Annotated in this window: 8 protein-coding genes; 1 reads left to right on the top strand and 7 read right to left on the bottom strand. The window is 59.4% G+C overall.

The features are described from left to right. Positions 1-1534: DUF2341 domain-containing protein (locus QW379_10270; GenBank protein ID MEM2870779.1), on the bottom strand; the 1534-nt coding region annotated here is incomplete at its 3' end. A 485-nt stretch (positions 1535-2019) separates the two neighbouring features. On the opposite strand from QW379_10270, the gene QW379_10265 reads away from it, so the two are divergent. Next, positions 2020-2193: a hypothetical protein gene (locus QW379_10265; protein ID MEM2870778.1), complete on the top strand. Its 174-nt coding sequence runs from the start codon at positions 2020-2022 to the stop codon at positions 2191-2193. Between the two features lie 105 nt (positions 2194-2298). Here the strand turns inward: QW379_10265 and QW379_10260 are convergent, their stop codons facing one another. From QW379_10260 to QW379_10235, 6 genes are all read right to left on the bottom strand, one after another. After that, positions 2299-3621 carry an FAD-dependent oxidoreductase gene (locus QW379_10260; GenBank protein ID MEM2870777.1) on the bottom strand — a complete coding sequence of 441 codons (1323 nt, stop codon included), beginning with the start codon at positions 3619-3621 and terminating at the stop codon, positions 2299-2301. Then, positions 3618-4607 carry a UTP--glucose-1-phosphate uridylyltransferase GalU gene (gene galU / locus QW379_10255; GenBank protein MEM2870776.1) on the bottom strand — a complete coding sequence of 330 codons (990 nt, stop codon included), beginning with the start codon at positions 4605-4607 and terminating at the stop codon, positions 3618-3620. The genes QW379_10260 and galU overlap by 4 nt, the downstream gene beginning before the upstream one ends. Positions 4608-4682: 75 nt before the next feature. Then, positions 4683-5783 carry a glycosyltransferase family 2 protein gene (locus QW379_10250; protein MEM2870775.1) on the bottom strand — a complete coding sequence of 367 codons (1101 nt, stop codon included), beginning with the start codon at positions 5781-5783 and terminating at the stop codon, positions 4683-4685. 18 nt (positions 5784-5801) lie between these two features. Further along, positions 5802-6746, bottom strand: coding sequence for an NAD-dependent epimerase/dehydratase family protein (locus QW379_10245; GenBank protein MEM2870774.1), 945 nt, complete (start codon positions 6744-6746; stop codon positions 5802-5804). A 163-nt stretch (positions 6747-6909) separates the two neighbouring features. After that, entirely contained in the window at positions 6910-10056 is a 3147-nt protein-coding gene (locus tag QW379_10240; protein ID MEM2870773.1) for a PKD domain-containing protein, read from the bottom strand. Further along, positions 10053-12569: a tandem-95 repeat protein gene (locus tag QW379_10235; protein ID MEM2870772.1), complete on the bottom strand. Its 2517-nt coding sequence runs from the start codon at positions 12567-12569 to the stop codon at positions 10053-10055. Before QW379_10235 ends, QW379_10240 begins: the two co-directional genes overlap by 4 nt. Between the last annotated feature and the right edge of the window lie 197 nt (positions 12570-12766).

The following is a 12766-nucleotide window of genomic DNA, read 5'->3' as shown; positions in this document are numbered from 1 at the left end:
TCGGTGTGAAGTTGATTTCGGCGCTCTGGTCGCCGCGCGGTATAATGTCAAACAGCGGGCAGTCCTCGCTCCAGTTGAGCCTGTCGCCGTCAGCGTCCTCTGCGAAGATGAGCAGCCTGAAGTTCTTCCCCTGGCTCGCGACCTGGTCCATTATCGGGCTCAGGACCGGGTAGCGGTTCACGTATACACTCTTCGACGCAAGCGGGCTGCCGGCGACGAGGAGCCAGAATTTGTGGCTACCCCCAGTGGCGACCCAGTCCACGCTGACTATAGTGTCACCGGAGGCGTTTAGAATGACATCGTCAGAAAAGATAAATGGCCCGGTGTCCGGCTCCGGACCATCGCGTATGGCTATGGGTATCCTGAGCTCCATCCCCGAGGGGTTGCCAAGAATTGCGGTGATTCTCAGGGTCTCCCTCTCCGACAGGGCTTCGGCGCTGAGCGAGAATGACTTTAACTGAATCTGGAGCTCTTCGGCTCCAATCGATGCGGTGGGCTCGGGCGAAACGTACTTGCGCGCCCTGACGTCATCGAACCTCGACGGCCCGCCGCGGTCCTGGACCACGCCTATTTTTCCGGGCCCGGTGTGTTTTGAGTCCTGCACAGAGTTGTCCCATACATCCGGTTCCTGCGTACCTACTTTCCAGACCCTGCCCCTGATTGTGCTGCCGAACACTTGAAGCTTGACCCAGTACCACGTTCTTGTGTCTATAGTCTTGGTCACATAACCTATATGCATGGAGGACCCGGCGTCGAGCCTCCTTAGAGCAAAGTAATCATCGGCCTGAATGCGTATGCCGTAGCCGTTGCTGTTGTCTATCATTCTCCCCAGTGGCCCAGCGTCGTGGGTGGATGAGGAGCTGTCCATGTACACCTTGAGAAGAACCTCCACGTTCTCAATGGGGGCCATCGAGACCGCAATCGCCCTGTAGGCCGCAGTGTCCGAGCCGCCCGTTGAAGTGATACTGTACCATTGGTTCGTGGGGTCCCAGGACGCGCTCCCTGAGACCGCACTCCATCTCCCGGAGGGGTCTGTGGAGAAGTCGTCATAGAAGTCGAAGGTGGCCGCAGGTGACGATACCGATGCCGCGGAGGGATTGCCGTAGTACATATGGATGACTACGCTTGAAGCGGCGGGTATCTCGTTAACCTTGACCCATACGCCGGCGAAAGAACCGTCAGTCTTCTCCTCAATATAGTATGGTAGTTCAATGCTTTCATTCGAGGCTTTTTTATACTGAATAAAGCGCAGATCCGAGAAATCCGGTTTCATGTCGCTATCGTAAGCCACCTTAAGAAAAACCTGATACGCTTTAAGAGCCTCGGGGACAGCGGCGTTGTTGATGACAATGGCCCTGCGGTAGAGCCACCCGGAGTTCCACCAAGGGGCATTTTCGCTGCTCAAGGATATTCCAGAGTTCCATGTGCAGGCGGCGTCGCTCGGAGCCGGCTCCGTCCAACCGCCTATAGAGGAGATGATGATTGCTGCGGCCACGCTCACAGACGAGAGGGCTCTCAAAGCCCATCCGGACATCTTCGCTATGAGACCACCCTCCTTCCATATAACTGAGCGAACTTATAAATCTTAAATAAGTATGCTGCGTCACCTTCTATGGATTTAAGTCAGCCATCTCCCATCTCAAGAGGATTAATATGGGTCCAATAAATGATTGGGCCTAAGTCGATAATTCATTAATTCTTGTTTGGGGGAATCGATTATATGCTCAAGATTATATGCTCATCCTTACCCTTCCATGAGCAGGGTAGAAGTTAGGAGGAGGTGTCTCACACCAACCCACGGCGCCATTGGCTTCCTTAAACTTACTTGTGTAAATATCGGCATGAGCCTCAGGGTTGATTGCACGAAAGGTCAATCGGTTAGAGAATTCATCTACTCGTGTGTCATATTGAATGAAAAAATTCCGAGGAGCTGAGCAGAGAGCTCGCTTTTCTGAAATGAGAACGGAGAGCTTCAAAGAGGTCTCGAGCAAAAGGACAAACAAGAGAGGGTCGTTGGGAATGAGCTCGAGGGTGTTAACGACCCTAACCCTGGTGCAGGCCCTTCTCTTCCGCAGAATGCCAGATATTGTTGACCTGAGAGAGAGTCTTCTGCGGAGTGATGTCCATACTGCGGTGGCAAGAATCTCAGCGGTGTACGGAAGGTGTGTGAAAACCCTACGGTGGAGGTTCTAGTATCCAAATCCCCTGTGACCAGATACCGCGCTGAAAGCCGTTACTCCAGGAGTACTGTAACCCGATTCAAAGTCCCCTCAGCACCCGTGGCCTGTAAAAACGTTTTCAGGTCGCAGGCGTCTTTCTCGTGACCGCCTCATCCGCCGCGCGTGCACCGCTCAGCATCGCCATGTCCATGTTGAGGTACTTCCACTCGCCGAATCTTCCGGCGGGAAATATGCCTGCGCTTCTCAGATAATCATGAATGACTCTCACGTTCTTCCCGTGTTCGAGGTCGTGGACCACGTATCCAAAGTCATAGCTCCTGACCTCCGCGCAGTCCAGCTCGTCCCTCTCCCTGAGTACGCCTGTCCTCTTCAGGTCCGCCACCACTCTATCTAAAGTTCTTCGGGGCCTGACTCTACCGTGTGAGGGAATCGTCAGCTCCACTAGAATCGAGCTCCGGCCCCTCGGGCCCATTGATGGAGCTAGGTTCATCGGGAAGCTTATTCTGTTGAACAGAAAGTCCTTCTCCGGGAAGTATATCGAGTGCTTGTCAGAGACCGCCTTCCTTTTCAACCCGATTCCAACGCACACAAGCCTGGTGTAGACCAGCCTCCGGGCTGCCCTCCTCACCTCGGCCGGAGCGGACTCGATTAGAGGCACGAGCGTGGGCAAAGCGAGAGTGCTGATGACTTTAGAGAACTCGAGCGTTTCCTCGCGACCCCCGCTCCTGCATCTCACCCTTATCCCCCTAGAGGAGGGAGAGATGAGCTCTACCACGGAGCCCAGGCTCAGTCTCTGGAGGCCGGAGGCCATGGACATAGGCAGACTCCCTATCCCACCCCGAACCGGGTAATGAAAAATCGCGTTCGGCCCGAAGTCTCTGTCCTGAAGCCCAAGAGCGCCGCGAATCATGTCCCTTAAGTCGGGAGTCGGCACACGCCCCTCAATCCAGTCCACACCTATTCTCTCGAGTGGGTATTTCCAGACCTTCAGATTATATGGTATGAAGTAGTGCCTCGCAATGCCCTCTCCGAAGGTGGCTATGGCCCATTCCATGAGGTTTGATGGCCTCCGGAATTCGCGTCTCTCGCGGGCCTTGATGACTCCCTCGAGACACTCGAGAATCACCCCCGGAGGGAGGCCGTGGAGGAAGGCTTCGAAGGGATATCTGATTAATTTTCCGTAGAGTTGGATGAAGTTCTCTCGCCGCATTCTCTTCAGATTTCCCCGGAGGAAGCGCCTAAAGAGCCTCATTGCGCAAGCGTCTCTTGTATAGATAATATGTGGACCGTAGTCGAAGAGGAAGTCGCCGAGGCGCCAGCTCCGGCACAGCCCGCCCGGCTCGGCTTCCTTCTCTATAACAATGAAATCCGGACGGCCGAGACGCCTCAGGCGGTGGGCCGCGCTCAGACCGGCTAGTCCGCCGCCGAGAATTCCTATCATCGCCGTAGCCCCCTTCTCGAGCTTCTTGTGACCGCTCTTCCGGAGTCTGGCTTAATGTCGAGCTCAGAGGCCCTGTCCCTCGTCACTCCAATGCCCCTTCCTTCATCGAGTTTAGCGCCCGCCGGGGCGAGAAGCGCGGCGATGTGCTCTTTCAGCGCCGACCCGAACTCTTCCCTCTCCAGCGCCAGCTCCACCGTCGCCCTCAGCCAGTCGAGTTTGTTGCCGATGTCGTACCGCCTCCCCCTGAACTCAAGCCCGACAATTCGCTCTCTCTCGAGAAGTTTCTGGAGGGCGTCGGTCAGCTGCACCTCACCGCCCATCCCGGGTGGGGTCCGCTCCAGGCAATCGAAGATTCCTGGAGTGAGGAGGTATCTACCCATTATTGCTAGATTCGACGGTGCTCTGCCCCTCTCGGGCTTCTCCACGAACCCCCGAATCGCGTGCAATGGGCCCCTGGAGGCCCCGACCTCGACCACCCCGTAACTGCTCAGCCTCTCCTCAGGCAGTCTCTCCAGCGCCAGTACCGAGCATCCCTCCTTCATATGAACCTCAATAAGCTGGCGCGTGCAGGGGACGGGGGCGACGATGATGTCGTCGCCCAGAAGAACCGCAAAGGCCTCAGCGCCCACATGCTTCTTCGCACAGAGAACGGCATCGCCGAGGCCCCTGTGCTCCCTCTGGCGGATGTAGTGGATATGCCCCATCTCCGAGAGCCGGTTGATTGCCTCGAGCTCCTTCAGAAGGCTGTCTCTGTTGTTAGAGGCCAGATGCTGCTCGAGCTCGATAGCGCGGTCGAAGTGGTCCTCGATTGCTCTCTTGCCCCTTCCGGTCACTATCAGGATGTCGTCCACGCCCGAGGCCACGGCCTCCTCTACGACGTACTGGATGGCGGGCTTGTCCACGACGGGGAGCATCTCCTTCGGCTGCGACTTCGTGGCCGGGAGGAACCTCGTGCCCAGTCCGGCGGCCGGGATGACAGCCTTCACGGCGCCCCGCATGTTCCTCTCGCTACTTAATATCAGCGCCCTTTTATCAGTCTCACCTCTTCCAGACCCTCACACTCAGGCGCTGTTCCGGACCCGGGAGGCTCCATCCCCCGCGACCCCTCTCCCTCCCCCTCTAAGCCATCCCTTAGCCATCTCGCGGTCCCTTGCGCCATCCTTATCCACCCCCCCTCCATATTCAGCTTCCCTCGCCCCCCCGCTCTCGTCGCCCGGTCCACAATCCGGGCGGCGAGACGCTTGCCTACCCTCCGCCGCCGGTGGCAATCTCCCCCTCCTCCGCCTGAGGCCGTCTCTCTCATTCCTCCACATCACTCTCTCCCACTCAGCGACGTAGCGCCTTTTCGGGCCGAGCCGAGGGAGTTCCCTGAGACCGTGCCAGATTCCCCTCAGCATATGCCTGGTCTGGCCCGCGCGCATTATCATTGGCCCCTCCATATAGAGGGCCCATAGGATATGGAGGAGCGCCATGGAGGGCGAGAGGTACCTGATGTAATTCCAGATTCTGTTTCTTGTTGTGAAATAAACCATTCGCCAGCCTGGCCTCTGGACCCTCGAGGTATAGTGCCTCGCGACAAGGTCGGAGAAGTACTTTATTCTATATCCGGCCGCCCATACGCGCGCGGCGAGGTCGTCCTCGTTGACGTATATTTCGTACTCCTCCGGAAAATAGCCGATGCGTCTCAGCAGGTCGGCCCGAATGGCGAAAGCGCAGCCCCGGAAGGTGTAGATTTCGTACTCGTCCTCATCGGAGTATTCGGGCCAGCTATCGTACTGGAAATAGAAGTGTTCCTTATAGACATTGATTATTCTGCTTGCGACGGCCCCGAGCCTCGAATCCTCGCTAAAGTGCTTCACCGCCCTCTCGACCCACTCCCTTTCAAGCGTGGCGTCGTTGTCCATCACGACGACAATGTCCCCCCTCGCCGCCTCCATCCCGATGTTGAATGTACGGCAGGCGCTGAAGCCCGAATGGGGCATTTCGATCAATTTCACCTGAGGGAACAGCCCTTTCACGGCCTCGGGCGAGCCGTCCGTGGAGTGATTGTCCACGATTATTATCTCCAGCTCTCTATGGGTCTGCTCCCCGAGGGACTCGAGCGCCCTGAGAAGGTCGTCCCTACGGTTCCAGTTCACAATGACGACGGAGGCCAGTGTCACGTCCGGTCAGCCCCCTTCTTAGGGCTCCGCAGCCATTGCCCTCGCCGCTATTCTCACTGCCTCCTCGGAAGTTGTGCCCGGCCGCCAGCCCAGCGCCTTTAATCTGTCAATGGACAAGAGCATGGCCCTGACGTCCCCCTTCCAGCCGCGCTCCCCTCCCGTGTACCTAAACTTCACGCCCTCGAGCCCCATCTCCTCAACCACGATCTCCGCAATCCTTGTCACGCTAATTTGGTCCTCGCAACCGAGATTGTATATGTTCACATCATCGCCCGCGTGGGCGATTACGTGCAGCATGGCGTTCACGCAGTCCCCGACAAGGAGGTAGGCCTTCCGCTGTTTCCCATCCCCAAGAATCTCAAGCTCTCGCGGGTTGGCCCGGAGCTTCCTGATGAAATCGTATATGACACCGTGTGTGGACCGAGGCCCGATGACATTGGCGAACCGGAATATCCAAGCACGCATCCCGAATGTGTGGCAGTAGGCGGTTATCAGCCCCTCCGCACCCAGCTTTGCCGCTCCATATATCGATATGGGCTTGAGGGGGCCGTAGTCCTCGGGCGTGGGAATTCTCTCCGCCTCTCCGTAGACAACCGAACTGGAAGAGAAAGCGAGCTTCCCGACGCCGGTCAATCGCATCGCCTCCAGAACATTGAAGGTCGCAAGCACACCCTGCTTCAGGTCGACCTCAGGAGAAGAGGTCCCCAATCTGATGTCCGGGTTGGCGGCCAGATGGTGGACAATGTCGTGCCCCCTCATCGCCTCCCTCAATGCCTCGACGTCCAGAAGGTCCGCTTTGACGAATCTGAAGCCCTTCTTTCCCGAATGGTGCGCTATGAATTCCTCCCTGCCCGACGAGAGGTTGTCATAGACGGTGACCTCTTCTCCCTCCTCCATTAACCTGTCGACAAGATGACTTCCAATGAACCCGGCGCCGCCCGTGACGAAATGGCGGAGGACCATGCAAGTCCATTATGCGCGTGGAATAAAAGGGTTTCGACGGAGGGGGCGTCCGAGACTGCGCGTGGAGAACATGCACCCCGCCCGCCCCCTTTCCCTCGCGGGGGCACCTCCGCTCCCCCCTCCCTCCACGGACATCCAGATGCGGCCCGCGTCGGGCTCCCTCCTACCTTTTCCGGGCCCCTGAGCGCCGCCTGAGAAGCATGCCGGCCGCCGCCGCTCCCCCGGCCGCGACCGCAATCGCTGCGCCCGCCGCCAGCGCAAACCCTGTGCCCAGCCCCTCCTCCACCCCAGCCCTCACGAGCAGCCTCCACTCGTGGACCGTCTCGAGCTCCCCATCCGAAACGCACACCGCGACGATGTGCCCTCCGGCTTTGAAAGACCTGAAGGAGAAGGAGCTCGCGTCCTCGCCGACCGCGGCGCCGTCCACGCTCCAGCTGTAGTGGAGTTCGGCGCCCTCCGGGTCCCGCGCCACCACGGACAGGGACAGCCTTTCTCCTCCGCGCAGGGCTCGCTGCGGAGTTCCCGTCGCGGACTCAATCACCGGCGGGAGGTTGACGACCGCCACGCTCAGCGAGAGCTCCGACGAGCCACCCATGTCGTCGGTCACCCTCAGGACAGCCGTGTAGTTGCCCGGCCGCCTGTAAGAGTGAAGGGCCTGGGCCCCGGTGGCCCCCTGCCCGTCGCCGAAATCCCACTCGCAGAGAACTATCTCACCATCGGGGTCCCGCGACTCTGGCAGCATCGAGAACCTGAAGAGGGTTGTCACATTGCCGGTCTCCGGAGACACCGAGGCGCTGAGCTCCGGGAGCGCGTTCTCCACCGTGATCGGAACGGGCTCCGAGGGGGCGGACTCGCAGCCGTCGTCGTCCCTGACCCTCAACGTGGCGTTATATAAGCCGGGAGCTCTGTAGACGTGCTCAGAGAATGGAGATTCTGTCCAAAGGGTGCGGTTGCCGTCACCGAAGTCGAAGAGGTACTGCACAACTCTCCCGTCCGGGTCCTCTGATTCCAGTGCCGAGAAGTTGACCCGGGTGCGGAGGTTCGCCACTTGGGGGGCGGCGCTCAGGCGGGCGGTCGGGGGTCTGCTCACGACGGTCAGGTTGAGAAAGACCGCAACCCTGTCCTCCCCGTCGCTTGCGGTGAGCATGAATGTGCAGTTCCCCGCCTCCACAGGCACCGCCGTCGTCCTGGGCTCGTGTGGCGAATCAAGGGACACCTTCGGGCCCGAGAGCTGGGACCAGTTGAAGCTGAGCGGGTCCCCGTCCGGGTCCGACGCGTCGGCCTCCAGAGTAACGCTCTCCATTTTGTAGCAGCTCACGTCGGGGCCCGCGCGCACCTGTGGCGCTCGATTAATCACGTCGATTACCACGGGGTCTGAAAGAGCCTCCGAGAGTGAGTCATTGACGATGAGCTGGAGTACATGCCTCCCGCTGGACAGTGGGGTGTACACTGCGTCCCTCTTTTTTTCATCGTCGAAGGTTCCGGCGAGAGAGGAGAGAGCTCTCCACCTGTACTCCAGCGGGTCGCCGTCCGGGTCGCCGGCCTCGCCGCTCAATTGAGCCGGCTGGCGCCTGAACACGGTTGCGTTGCCCTGTGCGAGGCAGGATGGCTTTCTATTTACCGTATAGTCGAACCTGACCCACTTCAGCACGGGCGTCGAGAGCAGGTCCTCTGAGGCCGTGAAGGTCATGTTCCACTCAAAGAGCCTGCCCTGCTCCTGCGGTCTGCAACCGTTCTCCACTGAGAAGAAGGCCCCCCAGCTCCCGTCCTCCCTCTGGACGCGCATCTTGGTCACGATACTGGTTCCGGGCGGGAGCTCCTCGCCCCACGAGACCCTGTCGAGACTGTGGAAGTCGCTACCGAGGTCCAGAACGGGGGGCTGCATGTAGCCGGGAGAGAAGTAGCACCACTGCATTTCACCCGGCCTGAGGATGCGCGTCTCCCCGAGGCACTCGCCCCCGCTGTCCATGCCCCCGATGACCAGCACCACCTTTTCGACTGGGTCATAGACGCAGGCGCAGCCGCTTCTGAGCGCGCCAGGAAGACGTAGGTTCTCGCCCCAGGAGTCGGCGGCCGGGTCGTAGGTCCAGGTGTCGCTGTTCCCGACCTGCCCACGACCACAAACGACCATGAGCCCTCTGTCGCTGTCCCAGCACGCGCCGTGCATTGAGCGGGCATAGGGCGCGCTTGTCCTATGGGTCCAGGAGTTGTTGGCGTAGCTGTAACCCCAGGTGCTGTAGAAAGGGAACTCGGCGTTCTCGCCGCCGTGAACCATCATCTCCCTCTTCGTCGGTATCCAGACGGCGCTGGCGTAGGCGCGGGGCAGGGGCGCCTCGTCCGAGACGGGGCTGCGGACTGACCAGAGGTTCCGGACAATATCATAGGCCCAGACGTCCGCGAAATAGGAGGTCTCGTTCATCCCGCCGAAGACGAGCATAAGACCGTCGTCGGGGTCCCAGACCGCACACTGGCCGTGCCTCGGCGCCGGCATGTCGGCGAGGCGGAGCCAGGTGCCGTTCGATGGGAACCACGCCCACGCCTCCCTGTGAACAATCGGCTGCCCTGCGAGATATTCCAGCCCCCCGCAGACAATGAGGCAGCGGTCGCGCGGGTTCCACACGCCCGCGGCGCCCGCGGGGAGCATCGAGGGCCCCCGCTCCGTCCAGATGCCGGTCGCAAGGTCTAGGGTCAGGAGGGGCTGGGTATAAATCGGCTCCTGCATCCCGGCCCTCCAGCAGTAGCCCCCGTGGACAATGACGAGCCGGTCGGCGTCATCATATACCGCGACGGGGCAGGCCCTCTCCTGCCCCGCCGGCATCGGCGTCCCGAGGCTCCAGCGCTCGTTCAGGAACCAGATGTTCCTCATCAGGACCGCCCTGTTTGTCTCCATGACGATGGACCATCTGGAGAATATCCAAGTGTTTGAGAAGTCATAGAAAGCCGTTCTCTCATGGGGACCCGAAGCATTCACCTCCGGCTCGGCACGCGGAGTCGGGAAGGTGCCCCCATCGAAGCTCCGGGGGAGTCCCTGCTCGGGAAGCGCCTCCGCGTCGCTGAGGGGCCCTCCGAGTTCTATGGCTGGGGGTGCGCATCCCCCCCGGAGGGCCTCCTTTGCCGTGGGGGAGATGGAAGACCACGGGATAAGAAGGACGAGGCCCAGAAGAGACGCAAACGGGCGCAAAATACGTGACGAGAGCCTCAACCGAATCACCTCACACGAGCGCATGGGCCGACCGGGGACGCTGGAACGCAGGGGGGTCCAGCAGACCCTGCTCGATGCAGTATCGTCCCTTGCCCGTCCTGCCCTCATTCTTTACACCCTGCAGCTCTCCAGCCCACCAGTGCGGCCAGAAGCGCGAGGGCGACCAGAACGGTATCAAAGCCAGGTAGGGGACCACCCGGTGTGCTCTGGACCGGCTTCTGTTTTTTCACAACCGTTATCTGGACTGGGTCGGAGGCCACGGGGCCCGAGCCGTCGTCGACTTTGAGCGTGACGTTGTAGGTGCCCGGCTTGAGCCCGGATGTTCTGAAGAAGGCGCCGGTGCCGATGAGCTCGCTGTCGAGATACCAGCTGAAGCTGAGCTCGTCGCCGTCCTCGTCCAAGGCGTCGCCGGTGAAGTTGATTTCCTCCCCCTGCTTGAAGACCGCGCGGGTGGGGGGGCTCAGGATGCGGACCATCCGCGGCGGGTCGTTCACATTCAACACAGTTATATTGAATGTCACCGTGGCGCTCTCACCGGCGGCGTCTGTTACGGTAACCCTGACCTGATGCACTCCAACCTCCTTCTGTGTTGGCCTGTAGGATATCCAGCCCGTGGAGTTGATTTTGACCAGCGGGTCGCTCGTCGAGAACTTCAGAACGTCATCCCGATCCTCGTCTGAGGCAATGGCTCTCAGGAGGAGCTCGCCCTCCTCCTCCACCGTCTGGTCGGGTATCTGCTCCAGACGCGGGGGGTCGTTGACATTGACAACGGTGATGGTGAAGTTGGCCCAGGCCTTCAGACCCCCGATGTCTGTCACGGAGACGCTGACGGAATGGATGCCGACCTCTTTGTTGGTCGGGGTGAAGGCTATCCTCCCGTCCTGTGAAACGTCAAAGAGGGGTGTGCTGTCCTCAAATACGAGCTCATCCATTCCTATGCTCAGGTCCGGGTCCGTGACGGTGAGGATGAGCTCGAAGGGCTGGTCCTCCGTGGCGGTCTGGTCGGGGACCCGGACAATGGAGGGGGGGTCGTTCACGTTCTCCACCCTCAGGGAGCCGTTGCGGGTGTCCGAGGCGCCGTAGGCATCGGTAACGGTGACACTGAAGTAATGGATTCCAACATCGGAGTTGGATGGTGTGAATGTGGCGAGGCCGGTCTCCGGGTCGAGGGTGAAGAGGCTCGTGTTCGTGCTAAAGGAGAGGGTCTCAACAGGGTCTATGCCTAGGTCAGCGTCGGTGGCCGAAAAGACGTGCTCGAACCTCACTCCCTGATATGCCGTGAGGGTCACGGAGCCCCTGAGCCGGGGCGGGTCGTTGACCGGGAGCACGTTGACAGTGAAGTCGAGCTGAGCGCTCAGGCTCTCGATATCGGTCGCGCGCACACGGAAGCGCTGGGTGCCGTACCAGTTCTCGGTCATGGTGAAAACATCGACATGATGGCCGTCCGAGTTGATCGCTGCGTGGAGCTTGGTGCTGTCAGATTCATAAATGATTGAGAATGACAGGTTCTCGACGCCTGCGTCGTCCTTGAACCAATTCCAGAGGTCTATAAGCGCGGTTACATTTTCGTCCTCATTAATGTTGTAAGCGGGAGGGGTTCCCTTGGCCTCAGGTGGAAGGTTTTTGAGGGTGTACTCGATGCTCAGGTTCGAGACGACCAGGATGCCGCCCTTTTCCGATGTGAACTTCAGCGGTATTTTTACGTTGCCTGGGGGAGAGGCGTCGAGAATCGCCTGAAGCGCATTGGTGAAGACATTCCCTGTGAAATTCACCATCCCTTTCAGGCGTCCGCTCCTCTGCCACTCGACGGTTCCGTCGCCCTTCAGGTCCAGCTTCAGGTTCTCGGGGTAGAGCATCTTTGTGCCGTTGAATTCGAGAGACACATAGTCGGTCTCCATGTATGATGTGTAGGAGCCTGAAACGGGTGGAGTGACGACTGCTAGGAAGCAGAGCCGGCCTCGGCTGTCTGGGTAGTCCTGGGCGCCCGAGGAGACGCCGGCGTGGAGGACGTAGTCGGGCTTCGGGTCGCCCTTGTAATAGTAACTGTCGGTTTTCTTCCATGTCTCGGTGGCGCAGTGGTAGACGTATATCTCCATCGCTGTGTAGGGGTCGTCCGCATTGTCGGGGTAGACCACCCCATAACCCTCCCATGTGAAATAGAAATTGCTCAGCTGGATATCGCCCACGTCGAACTCGAAAAGGTGGTAGGGGACAGCACTCGGGGCCTTTGAGGCAACTCTGCTGTTATCGCTGCTCTTTAGACCTCGGTCGGTTGTGATGTTCTGGCCCTCCATGTTGATTGGTTTGGATTTGGGAGGAACGGTAGTCGTGGAGCCGTCGTAGGCGAAGGCATCCGTGCCGATGGAGAAGTCAAGGAATCCTAAGTAAGAGCCGAAGGACTTGGGTTTTCCCTCGAGGTCAATATAAGCCGAATTTACAAGGCTGTGCCGGGGCAGCTCGATGGAAACGCTGGAGTTGCTACCACCGTCCTCAGGAAAGGTGATGGCCACGCTGGTCAGACCACCTGAGAACTTGTTCAGCTCTTCCCCTCCGGATACAAGCCCTGCGGAGGCAACAATTAATAGCGCCAGAGCGGCCGAGAGGCTCCTCACTGAAATCATAATCCCACCTTGCCTCCCATTCTCAGGGTATTATTTAGTATTTTTGGCGCACCGGTAAAAGTGTCGAATCCCGAAATAACTTCCTCTCGGCAAATATAAGAGCCCTAAAACCATATCAATACATGCGGAAGCTCACAAGGAGAAAGCTCAGATGGCTCATCAGGGAGATGGAAAAGGGTGAGGCCTCTGCATATCAA

The organism is Thermoplasmata archaeon, from assembly GCA_038851035.1.
Taxonomy (GTDB): Archaea; Thermoplasmatota; DTKX01; order VGTL01; family VGTL01; genus JAWCLH01.
The sequence above is the reverse complement of the archived record's forward strand: the minus strand, read 5'-3'. Positions and strand labels throughout refer to the sequence as shown.